The organism is Pseudomonadales bacterium (assembly GCA_024234165.1).
Taxonomy (GTDB): Bacteria; Pseudomonadota; Gammaproteobacteria; order Pseudomonadales; family UBA5518; genus UBA5518.
In genome coordinates, this window is sequence record JACKOP010000003.1 from 423,032 (window position 1) to 440,403 (window position 17,372).

The following is a 17,372-nucleotide window of genomic DNA, read 5'->3' on the forward strand; positions in this document are numbered from 1 at the left end:
GACCGCTCAGTGGCGGTTGATCAGGTAAATCACGCTGGGCGCCTTGCCACCCCTGCCTTTCATGATCGGATGCGCCGTCTTCCAGTCCGCCGGCACCAGTTCCGGGAAATCCCCCAGCCCGAGCACGATATCGGGCTTGCCGTCGGCGTTGACGTCCGCCGCCTCGACCGACACCCAGACACCGAAGAACTCACTGGCGAAGGAGTAGGGTTCGAAGTGGAAGTTCCCCCTGTTTTCCAGATACACGAAGCTCTCCGGTTCGGGCGCGTTCCACTGGGGAAACAACGACACCACCGCGATGTCCTGATCGCCGTCGGCGTCGAAATCGTGGATCACCGAACGTGCGGCGCCGTGCATCGGATAATGGAATGCCTTGGCGAACTTCACGTCGCCGAGGTTCCGGAACACGCGCACCGAGTGCTGCGGTCGCGGCGCCGGAACGATGTTCCCCACGTGGTTGCCGGCCACGTTGTCGCCATTGAGCACCAGCAGGTCGAGCCTGCCGTCGCCATCGAAGTCGGCGACCTTCACCGCATTGCCGCCGAAGGACGGCGTGTTCTGCTCGATCAGGTGGCGGGTGAAGGTCTGGTCGCCGTTGTTGATGAATACCAGCAGCTCCTGGCGTCCCTGTGCGACCAGCGCCGCGATGTCGGGCAGACCGTCGTTGTCGATATCACCGACCGCGCTGCCGATCAGTCCGCCCTGGTTGCTGACGATGGTCTCGCGCAGCGCTCCGGAGAGCACGCCGGGCGGAATCGTCGCCGGTGCGTCCTGCCATCGGGTACCGAACTCCGGCGTCTGCCAGAAGATCGTCAGTTCGGCCTGCGCGTCGCCGGCGATGCCGTCACCGAAGGCATTGGCCACTATGTCCTCCAGCCCGTCGCCGTTCATATCGGCCATCTGGTGTTCGACGAAACGCTGCTTGCCGTTCACCAGCATGCGCGCCCGTGGCGTGGCGCCATCGAACTCCCAGTCGGTCAGCGCCGCGATGCCGACCTTGGTCATCGGGAAGCGTCCGTGCGTCAGCACGCGCACGCCGGTGTCGGTCAGCGTCATGTGGATCGGGTCGCTGTCGACGTTCTGCAGCCCGAGGCGCTTGCCGGTATCCAGATCCAGGACCACGATGTCGTCCCAGCGGTCGAAGCCCGGCTTGCGTTCGCCGCCGCCCACCCAGTCGTCGATCACCGAGCGCCCTACGTAGATGCGGCGGCGTTTCTCGTCGACGCGGGTCGCGAGCACCAGCGCGTTGGGTTCCAGATCGAGCGGCGGGACCACCGGCTCGAATCCCGGCGCCAGCGGCGCCTTCGGCCGCTTGATCTCCATTTCCTGCCACGGCAGTGAGTGCTCTAGGTAGTAGGCACGGATGCGGCGGAACTCCTCCGCGCTCATCTCGGGCTGCGGCGGGATCCATGCCTTGAACGGATACAGATCACGCATGTAACCGTGACTGTCGCTGAGGATGTAGCGCTTCGTATAGTCCTGCTGCGGCTCCCAGTCCGGCGGTACCGGTGAGACGGTCATGTCCTCGAATTCGTCGCCTTTCATGCCCACATAGTTGCCCATGTAATGCAGCGCGAACGACCAGTACTCACGCGACAGGTCGCGCGGGTCGGGCGCGAGGTGACAGCGCGTGCAATGTTGCTCGATCAGTTCCTCGGCGCTGCGTTCCGGCTGCGGCGTCGCGGCGGCGTCGCGCCCCTCGGACGGAGCGGCGATGGTGGCGAGGGAGAGCAGTCCGGCCGTGGCGAGGAGCGTGCGCAGCGCACGTGAGCAGGGTAATGGCCTCATCGTGGAGTCTCCCGATCGTCAGGGTGAATACGTGCCGCGCCGGCCGCAGGATGCCGTTCAGTCCCAGCAGCTCCACATGGCGCGCGCTTCGCGCCATTGCTCTTCGCTCATGCCACGCGCGTCCTCGGGCATAAGTTGCGCGCCAGGGAACGCGTGGTACGGTCGTGTCCACGATCCTCTGGCGTACAGCCGCTGGATGTTTGCGCGGTACACCTCGTCAACCTCGCGGTGATGCAGCGGATCCTGCGCCATCCAGAGGTTCTTCGGATGGACCGGCTGCGCGTACATCTCGCGGAACAGCTCGGTGCGCAGATCCTTCATCCAGTTGCTGTTCAGGTTCATCGCGCGGAACTGGCGCAGCGCCTCGATGTCGATCACCGCCGACACCACCGTGTTCGCCCCGGAGGCGTTGTGGCTCAGCACCTCGCCGCGATAACCGACGACGTGGCCGTTGCCGCCCGAGATATCGATCGGATGCCGGGCCGATGCCGACAGATAGACCGGACCGATGTTCGGACACAGCATGTAGACGTTGTTGAACTCCGCGTGGCCGCGGTTCTGCACCATCCAGCTGCCGCCCGGCGAGGCGCCGACGTTCGTCATCGGTACCGCTTCCGAGGGGCGATAGACGAGCTCCGCGCCGTTGAACGTCAGCGCGCGCACCGCCTCAGGGTATTCGCCGTCGGAGCAGCAGATGGTGCCGATGTTGCCGATGTCCTCGGTGCGCAGCACCGGATAGAACGCCTCGATGCCGCTGCCGTAAAGCTCGACCCAACGATCATAGACGTCGTGCGGTGTGCACGAGCGTTCGCGGCACCACAGGTGGTTCTTGGCCGCCTTGTGTACGACCTCGCCACGCCGGTCGATCACGAACAGCGTGTTGAAAAAACGATCTGGCATCACCTCGGGCCAGCGTGCCTTGCACTGGGCGATGATGTAGGTGTCGTACATCCGTGCCAGCCGCCCCAGGAACTCCGTCTCCTCGCCCGGGATGTCGATGAACAGTTCGGAGGCCGCGAGCGTGTGCGGCAGGTCGAATATCTCGTCGGTGAAGCCGGTCAGCGCGCCCTCGGCCAGCGCAACCACGCGCACCGGCATGTTGATGCCCACGATCGACATCGATGCGTGGATCGCCTCCTCGATGGTTTCGAGGTTGTGGCGGATGTGCGCGCGCGCGCCGATGCCGTAGGCGACCGTCGACAGGCCGAGCGCAATGTACGGGGCGACCGGCTGAGGGGGTGATGATGTTGGCGTGGTTGTCATTTTTCCGTGACCTCGGGTACATCCAGGATCGTGATCAATGGCCGGTGGGGACATCGCCGTGTACCAGCGGGCTGGCGAGGTGGCGCGTGCGCTGGATGATGAACAGGAACACCGCGATACCCGCGAGGCAGGCGAGCGCCGATGCCTGGTTGATCGGCACGTAGTTGCCGCCGTCGATCAGCGACGCAGCGATGCCCGGCCCCACGGCGGATCCCAGCCCCTGGAAGCCGGTGACCAGCACCAGTGCCCGGCCCTTGGCGTCGATCTTCGAGATCACGCCGAGCTGGTATGAATTCGCGAGCACGAACAGCGCCTGGAACAGGCCCGCTCCGACGAAGAAGACGGGCGAGCTGAAGCGACCCACCAGCAGCCACAACACCAGTAACTGCCCGCACAGCGCCAGTAACAGCGGTGCAGCACGGCCGAAGCGCGTGCTGGCGACCGCAGCGGCGCCCGCGCCGACGATGGCAGCGAACTGCGAGGCGCCGAGCGCCAGACCGATCGATTCGATCGACAGCCCGGCCGCCTGCCCGACCCGCTCGATATAGGCCCAGAAGCCGAACACGCTGGCGAAGAACAGGAAGCTCGCGACCAGCCCGGCCCAGATCAGCGCGGCGTGATCCGCCACCGAACCATCGCCGGCCTCCGCTTCGATCCGGCGTGCCCCCTCGGTCGGGAACTGCGGCACTGCGAGCAGCATCGCGATCGCTGCGGCGGCGAGCATCACGTACAGTCCGGCGACGGTCCAGTGTTCGAGGATCGACGGTGCGGCTGCGAACGCGAAGAACATCAGCACGCCCTGTACCACCTGCGCGATGCCGAAGGCGCGGTCCGGATGGCGGCTGTCACCGAGTGCGGCAACCGTCAGCGCAAAGATCGTCCCGCCACTGAAACCGGCCAGGAAACGCAGCGGCAACAGCCACTGGTACGAGCCGGTGATGGCGCTCACGAGGTTCAGCGCAGCGGTGACCACGCACCCCGCAACGAGTACGTTCACCCACGATATCCGTCGCACCCACAGCGCCGCCACCAGCGAGGCGGCGACCAGCCCCATGCCTTCGGCGGCCGCGATGTACCCGGCCTGCTGTTCACTGATGCCGCGGCCGTCGATCAGGCCGCCGACCAGCATCGGCATCAGGATCAGCGCGGCCGGACCCAGCGGATACACCGCCGCGATCAGCAGGGTCGTGGACAGCCTGTCGTCAAATGCTCTGATGGTCCGGCTCCCGATGATCGTCCCCGGTCAGAGGTTGTAGCGCAGGCTCACGCCTGCCCAGCGTGGCCTGCCCCACGCGACCTGGTTGAAACCGAACAGGTTGGTGACATCGAAAGAATACGTCCGGTATTTCTTCTCGAATACGTTCTTCACGAAGGCGCCCACCGTCCAGCGGCGATCGCTCGAGGCCCAGGACACGTGGGCGTTCCAGACGTCGTAGCTTCCCATGCGCGAGATCGGATGGTTCTGGATGTCGAAGTACGTCTCATCCTGATAGTTGAAGTCGAGCTGCGTGGCGAGGAAACCCGACAGCGCAGGCCATTCGTAGCGCACCAGACCGTTCAGCGAAAACTCCGGCGCCAGTGTCATGCGGCGGTTGCGTGTGATGCCCGAGCCGTCGTTCAGCGGAATGTCCTTGGCGGTGGTCTTGAGGAATGAGGCACCGAGCAGGATGTCGAGCCCTTCGATCGGGCTGGTGACGAACTCGAGCTCCATGCCGTGGATCGTGGCGTCGGTGTTGAAGATCACCTGGTTCAGGTTGACGAAGGCGAAGGCCTGGTAGTCCGAGTAATCGTAGTAGAAGGCGGCCACGTTCAGGCGCGAAGTGCCCCCGAACAGATCGGTCTTCATGCCGATCTCGTAACTCGTGAGCTGCTCTTCGTCGTATGGTACGTCGGTGCGCACGGTAGCGCCGAACAGACCGGTCTCGTCGAGCATTCCAGTATTGAATCCGGACGATTTCGTTCCCAGCGATACGGCGCCGTACAGCAGCATGCCGTCGTACGGGCGCCAGTCCAGTTCGAGCTTGCCGGTGACGTTGTCGTTGGAGATGTCGTCGTCGTAGTCGTACATCGTGTTGGCATCGGGTGGCAGCAGACCACCGAGGTCCACGCTGAGGTAATCCAGCTTGCGTTTCTCGGCGGTGTAGCGCAACCCGGCCAGCACGCTCCAGCGCTCGTTCAGCGCGTATTCGAGCTGCCCGAACGCGGACCACGACCGTGTCTTCTGCACATAGTTCGCGTCACCGATGATGAAACCGATGCCGCTCGCGTCGATCTGGAAGGCGCCATCGGTTTTCTGCTGGTAGTAGTACAGTCCCGCCAGCCAGTGCAGCGCATCACGCTCACCGGCAAGGCGGAATTCCTGCGTGAACTGGTCGATGTCCGCCTTGTAGGTGTTGTGTATGATCTTGGCCGGCGAGATATCGGTATCTTCCTCGTAGTAACGGCCGAAGGACTCGTACGCGGTGATCGACGTGAAGCTCAGCCCCTCGCCATCCCAGCGCAGGTTGACCGAGCCGCCCGAGTTCTTGATCAGCAGCTTGCCGTCGCGGTCGTAGTCGCCGGCCCACGGATCACCGTCAGTGTCGCGGTAGCCGAACGCGTCGCAGCCCGGGCAACTGCCATAGAAGTCGAGATCCGGTGGCAGGGGCAGCGAGGTCACGCCGCCGTCGGGCGAATACGTTGCCTCGTGCTGCCAGGCACCCATATTGGCGTCGTTCCTCGATCCGTGCACATTCAGCAGTACGTCGATGCTGTCACTCGGTTGCCACGCGATCTGCAGACGTCCCGCGTTGTTGTCGGCGTCGTTCGGATTCTTGCCGCCCGGGTAGCGGTTGTGCACGTAGCCGTCGTGCTCGTTGTGTGCCACCGACAGTCGTGCCTGCACCGTATCGCCGAGCGGGCCGCTGATGACGCCCTCCACCTTGCGCTGGTTGTACTCGGCCAGCACGACGTCGAGATAGCCCTCGAACTCCTTGGCAGGTCGTGCGGTAAGAAAATGTACCAGCCCGCCCGTGGTGTTGCGTCCGTACAGGGTTCCCTGTGGACCGCGCAGCACCTCGATACGGTCGATATCGAACAGCTGGAACGTCACACCGGACAATGCACTGACGTAGACGTCGTCGACATAGACGGCGACTGGCCCTTCGTTGTTGTCGTTGAAATCCGACAGGCCAACCCCGCGCAGGGACAGCGACGCGTTGTTGCCTTCGGCGGTAGGTGTGCCGAAGCTGAGCCCAGGGGTCTGGGCGATGACGTCGAGCGAGTCGGTGAAGCCGAGTTCGCGTATCTGTTTGCCGGTGAACGCCGTGACGGAAACACCGACGTCCTGCAGGTTCTGCTCGCGCTTTTGCGCCGTGACGACGATTTCTTCCAGGACGGCGCCATGGGCCGGTATGGAGGCAAGGGCTGCAGCCAGCGGCAGTATCTGGCACAGCAGTCGGCGGCGATCGATTCTTTTCATGGGACGCTCCCGTTTCGTAGTTGTCGTTATCCGGTCTGGAACCCTGGTCCCGACCGTCGCGTTCTCCCGGTCACGCGGCGCACATGATGGGCGTCGCTACTGCGCTGTCTCTCCTCCATCGACCGTCATTTCAGCTCCGTTCATGAAGGTGCTGAGATCGGATGCAAGGAACAGCACGGCATTGGCAATTTCCTGCGTGCTGCCGAGACGTCCGAGCGGGTTGAGCCTCTCGAAGGCCTGGCGCATCTCCTGTGGTGTGCTGGTGCCCATCACGCCGAGCTGTGACAACTTCTCGGTCTCGCGCGTGACCATGCCGGTGTCCACGAGTCCGGGGTGCAGCGAGTTGACGCGTATGTTATAGCCGAGCTGCGCGAATTCGAGCGCCAGCGACTTGCTCAGCAGGCGGATCGCACCCTTGGTCATGCTGTACAGCGATCCGAACGGATAACCCTTGATGCCCATCGCCGACGAGAAGTTCACGATCGACCCCCCCGCCGCGCGGCGTGCGGCGCGTGGTTTCATCAGCGGCAGCGCGCTTTTGATGCCGAGGAATACGCCTTCGATGTTGGTGCGCGAGATCCAGCGCAACTCCTCGAGCGATGCTTCCTCGAGCGGCTTCACGAGCACCACGCCGGCGTTGTTCACCAGCACGTCGAGCCCACCGTGGTGACGCTCGATCGCGACCATCGCCTCCTGCCACTGCTGCTCGTCGCTCACGTCGAGTGCGACGAATTCGGCGTGTCCGCCGCTGGTGCGGATATCTGCCACCACAGCCTGCGCCGAGGCTGTCTGTGACGCAAGATCACTCATCACGACGGTCGCGCCTGCTGCGGCGAGCGTGCGGGCAACGGTGGCACCGATGCCGGCAGCGGCACCGGTAACCAGCGCAATCCGGTCGTGAAGGCTGAAGGTCTCCATGCCGACACACCCTACGCCGAGGCTCGGCCGCGCGGTATCAGCCAAAAGGATGGGATCGGGCGTCGGTGTGCAGGGCGTTGGTGTGCATTCAGTCGCGCGTGTGCAGGTCGGCGACGATGCGTGAGATCAGCTCGGCGCGGCCGGCCACGCCGGTCTTGCGGTAGATGTGCTGCAGGTGCGACTTGACGGTCGACAGGCCAAGCGTCAGCTCGTGTGCGATTGCCTTGTTGCCGACACCGGCAAGTACCAGCTCGAGCACGTCGAGCTCCCGGGACGTCACATGGTATTTCTGCGTGATGCTCTTGCGCTCGGTGATGCGCTTGGGCAGATACACGCTGCCGAGGGCGTATTCGAGAAACGTCTGCAGGTGGCGCAGGGTGGCCAGTTCCCCGGCGGAGAAGGCGCCCTGGTCCGCATCGCGCAGCATGGTGATCACGGCGACGATCTTGCCTTCCGAACGGAAAAACATGTCGGCCACGTAACGGAAGTTCATCGGCCCGAGGAATTCGCGGAAGTACGCGGAACTCTCGATTTCGTCGGGACTCATGATCGAGTCCATGTGCATGACGGTCTCCGCCGAGTTCTCGTGTCGCGCCGGATTCAGCGGGTCCATATGCATGTAACGCCGCTGGTAACGCTCGTCCTCGCGCCGTGCCAGATTGTGCGTGACCAGATCACGGTGGCGCATGTCCGGACCGACCAGAAAGAACGCCGAGGAACGGATCGGCAGGAAACCGTTGATCAGCTTCAGGCTCTGGTGCTGGAACTCGGCCAGCAGTTTTGCCAATTCCACTGACGTCATCCGCACTGCCCCGGATTGTTCGCGAACGGGGGATGCATTGGGCGTAAAAACAAATAAAACGTGTGTTTTATCAATTAATTGCCGCTCATTACGGGTGCCGTGAAACAGATGCAGTGTAGACCACGACGGCTTGAATTTGCTGTCATCGAGCGTCATCGCTCCAGTGCCGGTCTTCGTGTCCATCGACCCGTTCGCCCGGTTCGGAGAGCAGTGTTGCTCCCGCAAAAAGACGATGGGCGGCCAGTGCGGTACGTTTGCCATTCGAATCAATGCACCGCAACTTGGTCCAAAACAGCGGAACCCGATTGGTCGAGCTGTTCCGCAGGATGGTATTCAGTGCGGCCGTGACCAACAATGACGATCATCCGCACAACCATGCGTTGTTGCGATTGAATACATTGCGCAGGCCATCTTGCCAAAATGCTTTTTCCTTGAAAGGCGGCAGGATGCCCGAACCTCTTCATTTGGGCCTTTTGAAGCCGTTTGAGGGGGGGCGAGGTCAACTCGGCCCCCCATCGTGACGCCTTCCCATTCGTCGCACGCTTACTGCCGCTGCAGCGCCTCGATACGCTGTTCGAGCGGTGGGTGCGTGGCGAACAGCGTCATGAAGCCACTGCGTTTGCCGTTGATGCCGAACGCCATCAGCGTACCCGGCATGTGCGCTTCTGCCTGGATCGACTGCAGCCGGCGAAGCGCATTGATCATGCCCTGTCGATCGGCCAGCCGGGCGCCGCCGGTATCGGCACGGAACTCGCGCTGGCGCGAGAACCAGGCGACGATGACCGACGCGAGGATGCCGAACAGGATGTCCAGTACGATCGAGCTGACGTAATAACCGATGCCCGGTGCATCACTCTCGTTCTTCAGGATGGCGCGATCGATGACGTTGCCGATCGCGCGCGAGGCGAAGACAACAAAGGTGTTCAACACGCCCTGGATCAGCGTCAGCGTCACCATGTCACCGTTGGCGACGTGCGACACCTCGTGGCCGAGCACCGCCTCTGCTTCCTCGCGCGTCATCCGGCTCAGCAGGCCGGTAGACACAGCGACCAGCGCATTGTTCCTGCCCGGGCCGGTGGCGAAGGCGTTGACATCGTCGGCATCATAGACTGCCACCTCCGGCATCGCGATGCCGGAGGTGGCGGCCTGACGACGGATGGTCTCGACCAGCCACTGTTCGGTGGCGTTGCGCGGTGTCTCGATCACCCGCGCACCGACCATGCGTTTGGCGGACCACTTCGAAATCATCAGCGAGAACAGCGCGCCGCCAAACCCAAACACGGCGGCAAAGCCCAGCAGCGCGGCGTAGTTCATTCCCTGCGCGCTGATGAAGCGGTTGAAGCCGAGCAAATGCACGACGATCGATAGCGTCACCATCACGGCGAGGTTGGTCAGCAGGAACAATCCAATGCGTTTCATCTGTTCTTCGCTCCGGAAGCCTAAACATTCAAAGAGAAGTGGCGGGGCTGGAAAACCGTCTCGATCAGAAATCCAGCAGCTCGCTGAGAAAGGATTTCTTGCGGCGTCGATGGTAGTTATCGTCGTGGTACTTGCCATAGCCATCGCGGCGACGGTCGTCGCGGTCATGGCGGGCCGCAATTGCCGGCTGCCGGGCGGGCTCGGCGCCGGTGGCATTCTCCTCCAGTTGCAATGAGCGCTCGATGATCTTGTCGAGCTCGCCGCGGTCGAGCCAGACTCCCCGGCATTTCGGGCAGTAGTCGATCTCGATGCCCTGGCGTTCGGACATGTTCAGCTCAATCTGACAGGACGGGCACATCATGTTGGCAATCTCCTCGTTTCCAGGTTGGGGGTTAGACCGGCTGCGGTGCCGACGATTCCCGGCGACGCGTGAAAAGCAGGCTGGCGGCCATCGACAGCACCAGGATGGCGGCCACCACCAGCAGCGACACCAGCACCGGGATCGCGTAGAAATCGACTATCAGCATCTTGGTGCCGATGAACAGCAGGATCAGCCCGAGACCGTACTTCAGCAGTGCGAAGCGGTCGGCGACACCGGCCAGAAGGAAGTACATCGCGCGCAATCCCATGATGGCGAAGATGTTTGAAGTCAGCACGATGAACGGATCGGTGGTGACGGCGAAGATGGCCGGGATGCTGTCGACGGCAAAAATGATGTCGGAAATCTCCACCAGAACCAGGACCAGGGCCAGCGGTGTCAGATAACGCACGCCGTCGCGTACGACGAGGAAACGCTCGCCTTCCAGCGTCGGTGTGACCGGGTGGTGGTTGCGTACCCAGCGCACCACGGGGTTCTTCCCTGGATCAGGCTGATGCGCGGTGAACCAGAGCATCTTGACGCCGGTGAACAGCAGAAACGCACCGAACAGGTAGAGCGCCCAATGGAACTGCGCGATCAGCCACGCCCCGAGAAAGACCATGATCGCGCGCAGCACGATGGCGCCGAGCACGCCGTACAACAGCACGCGGCGCTGCAGTTCGAGCGGCACGGCGAAGGAGCCAAAGATCATCAGCCAGACAAAAACGTTGTCGACTGCCAGGGATTTCTCGATCAGGTAACCGGTCAGGAATTCGAGCCCGCGCGCGTTGGCGATGGTGCGACCGACACTGGCGTCGAGATACCACCACAGTCCTGCGCCGAACAGCAGGGTCACCATCACCCAGACGGCGGACCACGCTGCCGCCTCGCGCAGTGATACACGGCGCTTGCGCCCGCCCTTCATTGCCACCAGATCGATCGCCAGCATCCCCAGCACGACGCCGAAGAATGCCAGCCACAACCACCACGTCCCCATCGTTTCGATTGGAACCGTATCGACCGGAGCAGTCCTCATCAAAAGCACCTCGCGCAACAAAAACGGCCTGGTCCGAAGGACTCAGGCCGTTGCGCGACGTGTCAGGGATTTCGCGGACGGACCTTGCCCTTCGGCAAGGTCTCGCTTGCAGCGATGCATCATGGCATCGGCCGCCCGCCACACCGGATCACCACTCTGGCGATCGTATTGACGATGTGACGACAGGAAAGCTACTCCCCTTGAACGGCGCGAACGTTACTAAAGCGACCCGTGCGAGTCAAGCGACTGCGTCAGCCTTTCCCGGCGCCGCCCTCATTTGGGGCAAGCCAATCTGGCCATCGGTAGCCGTCACTCGTTCGTGCTGGAACGAGTGCATACGCCTGCACGTGGTACTGCGACACCTCTGATTGACAGCTCTTGCGGGCGCGTGTTGTAGTCGCGCGCCCGCAGTCGAACACGTGCGAGTAAGGAGGAGAACATGGCCAGGGGTGTGAACAAGGTGATTCTGATCGGCAACTGCGGCGCCGACCCCGAGCCGCGCGCCACTGCTGCGGGTGGACAGGTGACGAACGTGCGCATCGCAACGTCCGAATCGTGGAAGGACAGGAACACGGGGCAGACGCAGGAGCGCACCGAGTGGCATCGTGTGGTGTTCTTCGGTCGTCTGGCCGAGATTGCTGCCGAGTACCTGCGCAAGGGCAGCAAGGTCTATGTCGAAGGCTCGATCCGCACCCGCAAGTGGCAGGACAAGGAAGGGCGCGACCAGTACACCACCGAGATCGTCGCCAGCGAGATGCAGATGCTCGACAGCCGCGGAGGCGGAAGCGGCGGCGGTGGTCGTGACGATGAAAAGGAAAGCTATGGAGCGGAACCACGCCAGTCGGCGCGGGAAGCCCAGCCGCAACCGGCTGCTGTCCCCGGTGACTGGGATGACGATATACCGTTCTAGCGATCCGCGTTCCTCTCGCGCCTTGCCTGGCACCCCGGCGGCGATGGCGGCATGAAGGCCGTCGTCATCGGTGCCGACTGCCGCCTCGGGCGCGAACTCGCCGCGAACCTCCAGGGGCGGGAAATCCCGTTCGTTTCCATTTCCAGCCACGATCCGGTGCTCGAGAGCGTGAAGCTGCTGCTGCATGCGTTCACGTTTCACGGGGCCACCCAGGTGATCAACATCCTTTCGCACGAGTTGTTCCGTGGCGATGACCCGCTCGCACACAAGCGCAGCCTGCTGGTCACGAAAAATCTGGCCAAGGCGTGTCGCGCGCACGACGCGGTGCTGATCCATTTCGCCGACGACAGCATGTATGCCGGGCGCGCCAGCGGTGCGTATCGCGAGACGGAACGGCCCGACAGCGCGCATCCGCGCAGCGCGCGGGTGCTGAAGGCCGAGAGCTACGTCAGGAAGCGTGCACCGAAGCATATCGTGCTGCGTTGCGGTCCGCTGATCGCGTCGGATGGGGACAACCTCTTTACACAGATCATGCAGCAGCTCGAGCACGACCAGGTCGTCGAGCTCTCGGAGGACAAGCTCTGTCCCACGCCGGTGCACGACGTCGCACGCGTCGTCGTCGCGATGATCCTGCAGCTCGATTGCGGTGCGAGTCCGTGGGGTACCTACAACTACTGCAGTTCGGATGTCACGACGCGATACCACTTCGCCGAGGCGGTGCTCGCGCTGGCGTCGCAGTACGGGCGAATCCGCAGCGACAGCGTGCAGTTGCACGCCACGCCCGGTGGTGGCCGGTACGTGATCCTCAACTGCCAGCAGATCCTGTGCACCTTCGGGATCCGGCAGCGCCCCTGGCGCAGCGCATTGCCTACGGTGGTTGCCGAATATTGCCGCAGTTGAACGTGTGCGTCGCGGCGTGCGGTTGACCCACGCGACCGTGTCGCGCGACCATGTGCCATCCATCGACGGAAGTGAGTTCCATGCCAGCCATTCTCGAACGCAAATACCTGAATATCGCGGTGCTTACCGTCTCCGACACGCGCAGCGCAGACGCCGACACTTCCGGCAAGTACCTTGCCGAAAGCGTGACGGGCGAAGGCCATGCACTGGCGGAAAAGGCGATCGTGAAGGACGATATCTACCAGTTGCGTGCGATCGTCTCGCGCTGGATCGCCGATCCGGCAGTGCATGCGGTGCTCGTGACCGGCGGTACGGGCTTCAGCGGTCGCGACACCACACCCGAGGCGCTGACGCCACTGTTCGACAAGCAGATCGAGGGTTTCGGTGAAACATTTCGCATGCTTTCGTTCGCGGAAATCGGCAGCTCCACGCTGCAGTCGCGCGCTTTCGGTGGCTTCGCCAACGGCACCGTGATCTTCTGCATGCCGGGTTCGACCGCTGCGTGTCGCACCGCGTGGCAGCAGATCATTCGCGAACAACTCGACAGCACCTTCAGCCCGTGCAATTTCGTGCCGGTGCTGCTGGGTCGCTACGCGCATTGAGCCGCGCCATGGGCGCAGACCGCAAGGAGGGCTTGCTGCCGGTCGACGAAGCGCTCGCACGCGTGCTTGCCGACGTCGAACCGCTCGCTGCGACCGAAACGCTGCCGCTGGCACAGTTGCGCATGCGGGTGCTGGCCGAGGACGCGTTGGCGACGATCGACGTGCCGCCAGCCGACAACAGCTCGATGGATGGCTATGCACTGCGCCACGCCGATCTCGAGGCAGGACAGCGCGAATTTCCGGTTGCGCAGCGCATTCCGGCCGGTGCGACGGGCAGCATGCTCGCGCCGGGTACGGCGGCGCGCATCTTCACGGGCGCCGAGGTGCCACCCGGTGCCGACTGTGTCGTGATGCAGGAAAACTGCACGGCCGGAGCCGGTGCGGTGACCGTACTGAAACCGGGCGAATGCGGCGACAACATCCGCCGGCGCGGACAGGACATCGTGGCCGGATCGGTAGTGGTCGAACGCGGCACGCGGCTCGGGCCAGGACACGTGGGGCTGCTGGCATCGGTCGGGCAGGCGAGCGCGACGGTCCATGCGCAGTTGCGCGTCGCGATACTGGCCACGGGCGATGAGCTCGTCGAGCCCGGTCAGTTCGCTGGGCCAGGCAAGATCTACAACTCGAACCGGTATCTGGTGGCAGGAATCCTCGCCGAGATCGGTTGCGAAGTGATCGACTGCGGTGTGGTGCCGGATACGCCCGAAGCAACGCGCGCCAGTCTGCGTGATGCCGCGGCACGCGCCGACGTGGTGATCACCAGCGGTGGTGTGTCGGTCGGCGACGAGGACCACGTGAAGAACGCGGTCGAGGAGCTCGGTACGCTGCGCCTGTGGAAGCTCGCGATCATGCCGGGCAAGCCGCTCGCTTACGGGCGCGTACTCGGCAAGCCCTTTTTCGGGCTGCCGGGCAACCCCTCGTCGGTATTCGTGACGTACCAGGTGATCGCGCGCCCGTACCTGCAGCGCATGCAGGGGCTCACCGGCAGCGTGGTGCTGCGCGAGGTGCTGGTTCCGGCGGGCTTCGAGCGTCCGCGTCCGGATCGGCGCCAGCAGTACCTGCGTGCGCGCATCGTCGGCAGTGGCGATGTGGCGCGCGTAGAGCTGTATCCGAACCAGAGCTCCGGGGTACTTTCTTCGGTGGCATGGGCCGACTGCCTGGCGGTGGTGCCGCCTGGCTGCACGGTGGCGTACGGCGAGCCGGTGCGCGTGCTGCTGCTGTGAGATCTGCGGCAGCATGGACGCAGCGCCTTTCACGATCCTGCATCATGGTGCCGTTCGCGGTGTCACCGGTTCGTGCCATGAATTGCGCCTCGGTGCGCCGGATGCCCCGAACGCTGCGTCGATCCTGATCGACTGCGGGCTTTTCCAGGGTAGCGAGACTTCCAGTGACGGTGCGGGACACGAGCGCCTTGCGATCGAGTTTCCGATCGAACACGTGCGCGCGCTGGTCGTCACGCATGTGCACCTGGATCATGTGGGCCGTCTGCCGTACCTGCTTGCAGCGGGTTTCACCGGCCCGGTGTACTGTTCGGTGCCATCGGCGATCCTGTTGCCGCTGGTGATCGAGGATGCGCTCGCGGTAGGCGCCACGCGTGATCGTGCGCTGATCGCGCGCATGCTCGAGCGCCTGCAGTCGCAACTGCGACCGTTGCCGTGCAATCGCTGGCAGCGCGTCGAGACCGGCGACGGCACCGGACTCGAGATTCGTCTGCGCCGCGCAGGACATATCCTCGGTTCGGTCTACGTCGAGTGCCGCATCACGACAGCGCAGCGACGGCCCCGGCGGGTGGTCTTCTCGGGTGATCTCGGTGCCGCGCACACGCCGTTGCTGCCGGAACCGCTGCCTCCGCTCGGTTGTCATGCGCTGGTGATCGAGAGTACCTACGGCGATCGCGTGCACGAGGCGCGTGCCGAACGTACTCGCCGGCTGGAAGCCGTGATCGAGCACGCGCTGCGCGATCGTGGTGCGGTGCTGATTCCGGCGTTCAGCATCGGACGCACGCAGGAATTGCTGTACGAGATCGAGGAAATCATCCATCGCCGGCGCGGTGAGGAGGCTGCACCCGACCTGCCGTGGAACGCGCTCGAGGTCGTGGTCGATTCCCCGCTCGCAGCGCGCTTCACACGGGTTTACCAGCGGCTCAAGCCGTTCTGGGACGAAGAGGCGCGCCAGCGGATCGAGGCCGGACGGGATCCGCTGTCATTCGCGCAGGTGCGCACCGTGCATGGTCACGAGGATCATCTGCGCGTGGTGCGTCATCTGCAGCACACGCGCTACCCGGCGATCGTGATCGCCGCGAGCGGCATGTGCGCGGGTGGGCGTATCGTCAACTACCTGAAGGCGTTGATCGGAGACCCGGCCACCGACGTCCTGTTCGTCGGTTACCAGGCAGAAGGAACCCCGGGGCGCGCGATCCAGCAGTACGGCCCGCAAGGCGGTTATGTCGAACTCGATGGCGAGCGCTTCACGATCCGCGCCGGTGTGCACGTGATCGGCGGCTATTCGGCACACGCCGACCGCGACGATCTGCTGGCGTTCGTGCGCGGCATGCGCCGTGCTCCTGACGAGGTGCGCATCGTGCATGGTGACCCTGCGGCGAAGCAGGCGTTGGCCGCAATGCTGGCCCAGCAACTGCCCGGCGCGCGGATCGTGGTGCCCGGGGAGAGCGATAACGCGGCTCCGGATCCGCTTATCCGGTGAATTTCTGCAGCACCAGCGAGGCGTTGGTGCCGCCGAAACCGAAACTGTTCGACATCACGCGCTGCAGTCCGGCGCCGTCGATGCGTTCGCGCACGATCGGCAGCCCGGCGGCGGCCTCGTCGAGGGTGTCGATGTTCGCGGAAGCCGCGATGAAGTCGTGTTGCAGCATCAGCAGCGAGTAGATGGCCTCGTGCACGCCAGCGGCTCCCAGCGAGTGTCCGGACAGGGATTTGGTCGAGCTGATGCGCGGCACGGGCTTGCCGGCAAACGTCGCGGCTACCGCCTTCAGCTCCTGGATGTCGCCGACCGGGGTGCTGGTGCCGTGCGCATTGATGTAGTCGACCGGGTTCTCGACGGTACTCAGCGCCTGGCGCATGCAGCGCACTGCGCCCTCGCCCGACGGCGCGACCATGTCGTAGCCGTCGGAAGTGGCGCCGTAGCCGACGATCTCGGCGTAGATGCGTGCACCGCGCGCCAGCGCGACGTCCAGTGCCTCGACGACCAGCATGCCGCCGCCGCCCGCGATCACGAAGCCGTCGCGGTCGGCGTCGTAGGCGCGCGAAGCCTGCGTGGGCGTGGCGTTGCGCTTGGAGCTCAGCGCGCCCATTGCGTCGAACATGCAGGTCATCGTCCAGTGTTCTTCCTCGCCGCCGCCGGCGAACACGCGATCCTGCTTGCCGAGCTGGATCTGCTCCATCGCCACCCCGATGCAGTGCGCGCTGGTCGAGCAGGCCGACGCGATCGAGTAGTTGACCCCCTTGATGTGAAACGGCGTTGCCAGGCAGGCGGACACGGTGCTGGCCATGGTCTGCGTGACACGGTAGGGGCCTACGCGTTTCAGGCCCTTTTCACGCAGGATGTCGGCGGCTTCGACCTGGTTTGACGAGGAGGCGCCACCGGAGCCGGCGATGATCCCGGTTCGCTCGTTCGACACCTCGGATTCCTCGAGTCCCGCGTCCGCGATCGCATCCTGCATCGCGATATACGCGTACGCAGCCGCATCGCCCATGAACCGCAACTGCTTGCGATCGATGCGCGCTGCGAAGTCGATATCCGGTCGGCCGGCGACATGGCTGCGAAAGCCGTGTTCCGCGTAGTCCGGAGCAAAGCTGATACCCGAGCGCCCCTCGCGCAGCGAGGCGGTGACGGTTTCCCTGGTGTTGCCCAGGCAGGACACGATGCCCATGCCGGTAATGACGACTCTGCGCATATG

At 64.1% G+C, this 17,372-nt stretch carries 15 protein-coding genes; 5 read left to right on the forward strand and 10 right to left on the reverse strand.

Annotated elements, in window-relative coordinates; translation table 11 throughout:
- Positions 1-6 precede the first annotated feature (6 nt).
- The 9 genes from H7A12_11235 to H7A12_11275 form a co-directional block, all read right to left on the reverse strand.
- Positions 7-1,788, reverse strand: a complete 1,782-nt coding sequence (locus H7A12_11235) for a VCBS repeat-containing protein (GenBank protein ID MCP5321381.1) — start codon at positions 1,786-1,788, stop codon at positions 7-9.
- Positions 1,789-1,845: 57 nt separating this feature from the next.
- Positions 1,846-3,051, reverse strand: a complete 1,206-nt coding sequence (locus H7A12_11240; protein ID MCP5321382.1) for a hydrolase — start codon at positions 3,049-3,051, stop codon at positions 1,846-1,848.
- A gap of 34 nt (positions 3,052-3,085) precedes the next feature.
- Positions 3,086-4,219, reverse strand: coding sequence for an MFS transporter (locus H7A12_11245; GenBank protein MCP5321383.1), 1,134 nt, complete (start codon positions 4,217-4,219; stop codon positions 3,086-3,088).
- 75 nt (positions 4,220-4,294) lie between these two features.
- Positions 4,295-6,511: a TonB-dependent receptor gene (locus tag H7A12_11250; GenBank protein MCP5321384.1), complete on the reverse strand. Its 2,217-nt coding sequence runs from the start codon at positions 6,509-6,511 to the stop codon at positions 4,295-4,297.
- 96 nt (positions 6,512-6,607) lie between these two features.
- A complete protein-coding gene (locus tag H7A12_11255; protein ID MCP5321385.1) occupies positions 6,608-7,429 on the reverse strand; it encodes an SDR family oxidoreductase in 822 nt (273 codons plus the stop codon).
- Positions 7,430-7,517: 88 nt separating this feature from the next.
- On the reverse strand, positions 7,518-8,492 hold the full coding sequence (locus tag H7A12_11260; protein ID MCP5321386.1) for a helix-turn-helix transcriptional regulator: 975 nt from the start codon (positions 8,490-8,492) through the stop codon (positions 7,518-7,520).
- 282 nt (positions 8,493-8,774) lie between these two features.
- Positions 8,775-9,650 carry a protease HtpX gene (gene htpX, locus H7A12_11265; protein MCP5321387.1) on the reverse strand — a complete coding sequence of 292 codons (876 nt, stop codon included), beginning with the start codon at positions 9,648-9,650 and terminating at the stop codon, positions 8,775-8,777.
- Between the two features lie 64 nt (positions 9,651-9,714).
- Positions 9,715-10,011 (reverse strand): zf-TFIIB domain-containing protein, encoded by a 297-nt coding sequence (locus H7A12_11270; protein ID MCP5321388.1) that lies wholly within the window; start codon positions 10,009-10,011, stop codon positions 9,715-9,717.
- Positions 10,012-10,042: 31 nt separating this feature from the next.
- Positions 10,043-11,014, reverse strand: coding sequence for a TerC family protein (locus tag H7A12_11275; GenBank protein ID MCP5321389.1), 972 nt, complete (start codon positions 11,012-11,014; stop codon positions 10,043-10,045).
- Between the two features lie 469 nt (positions 11,015-11,483).
- On the opposite strand from H7A12_11275, the gene ssb reads away from it, so the two are divergent.
- From ssb to H7A12_11300, 5 genes are all read left to right on the forward strand, one after another.
- Entirely contained in the window at positions 11,484-11,954 is a 471-nt protein-coding gene (ssb, locus tag H7A12_11280) for a single-stranded DNA-binding protein (protein MCP5321390.1), read from the forward strand.
- Positions 11,955-12,005: 51 nt separating this feature from the next.
- Entirely contained in the window at positions 12,006-12,854 is an 849-nt protein-coding gene (locus tag H7A12_11285; GenBank protein MCP5321391.1) for a sugar nucleotide-binding protein, read from the forward strand.
- 80 nt (positions 12,855-12,934) lie between these two features.
- On the forward strand, positions 12,935-13,456 hold the full coding sequence (gene moaB / locus H7A12_11290; GenBank protein MCP5321392.1) for a molybdenum cofactor biosynthesis protein B: 522 nt from the start codon (positions 12,935-12,937) through the stop codon (positions 13,454-13,456).
- A gap of 8 nt (positions 13,457-13,464) precedes the next feature.
- Complete coding sequence (locus tag H7A12_11295) at positions 13,465-14,679, forward strand: molybdopterin molybdotransferase MoeA (GenBank protein MCP5321393.1); 1,215 nt, start codon at positions 13,465-13,467, stop codon at positions 14,677-14,679.
- A gap of 13 nt (positions 14,680-14,692) precedes the next feature.
- Positions 14,693-16,159: an MBL fold metallo-hydrolase gene (locus H7A12_11300; GenBank protein MCP5321394.1), complete on the forward strand. Its 1,467-nt coding sequence runs from the start codon at positions 14,693-14,695 to the stop codon at positions 16,157-16,159.
- Here H7A12_11300 and fabB read toward each other — a convergent pair.
- Positions 16,149-17,369 (reverse strand): beta-ketoacyl-ACP synthase I, encoded by a 1,221-nt coding sequence (gene fabB / locus H7A12_11305; protein ID MCP5321395.1) that lies wholly within the window; start codon positions 17,367-17,369, stop codon positions 16,149-16,151. The genes H7A12_11300 and fabB overlap by 11 nt on opposite strands.
- Between the last annotated feature and the right edge of the window lie 3 nt (positions 17,370-17,372).

Bases quoted from the DNA above. Each gene is read 5' to 3' on its own strand.
- fabB (MCP5321395.1), bottom strand. From the start codon at position 17,369: ATGCGCAGAGTCGTCATTACCGGCATGGGCATCGTGTCCTGCCTGGGC.
- H7A12_11250 (MCP5321384.1), bottom strand. From the start codon at position 6,511: ATGAAAAGAATCGATCGCCGCCGACTGCTGTGCCAGATACTGCCGCTG.
- H7A12_11260 (MCP5321386.1), bottom strand. From the start codon at position 8,492: ATGGCAAACGTACCGCACTGGCCGCCCATCGTCTTTTTGCGGGAGCAA.
- H7A12_11295 (MCP5321393.1), top strand. From the start codon at position 13,465: ATGGGCGCAGACCGCAAGGAGGGCTTGCTGCCGGTCGACGAAGCGCTC.
- H7A12_11255 (MCP5321385.1), bottom strand. From the start codon at position 7,429: ATGGAGACCTTCAGCCTTCACGACCGGATTGCGCTGGTTACCGGTGCC.
- H7A12_11240 (MCP5321382.1), bottom strand. From the start codon at position 3,051: ATGACAACCACGCCAACATCATCACCCCCTCAGCCGGTCGCCCCGTAC.
- ssb (MCP5321390.1), top strand. From the start codon at position 11,484: ATGGCCAGGGGTGTGAACAAGGTGATTCTGATCGGCAACTGCGGCGCC.
- htpX (MCP5321387.1), bottom strand. From the start codon at position 9,650: ATGAAACGCATTGGATTGTTCCTGCTGACCAACCTCGCCGTGATGGTG.
- H7A12_11270 (MCP5321388.1), bottom strand. From the start codon at position 10,011: ATGATGTGCCCGTCCTGTCAGATTGAGCTGAACATGTCCGAACGCCAG.
- H7A12_11300 (MCP5321394.1), top strand. From the start codon at position 14,693: ATGGACGCAGCGCCTTTCACGATCCTGCATCATGGTGCCGTTCGCGGT.
- H7A12_11285 (MCP5321391.1), top strand. From the start codon at position 12,006: ATGAAGGCCGTCGTCATCGGTGCCGACTGCCGCCTCGGGCGCGAACTC.
- H7A12_11235 (MCP5321381.1), bottom strand. From the start codon at position 1,788: ATGAGGCCATTACCCTGCTCACGTGCGCTGCGCACGCTCCTCGCCACG.
- moaB (MCP5321392.1), top strand. From the start codon at position 12,935: ATGCCAGCCATTCTCGAACGCAAATACCTGAATATCGCGGTGCTTACC.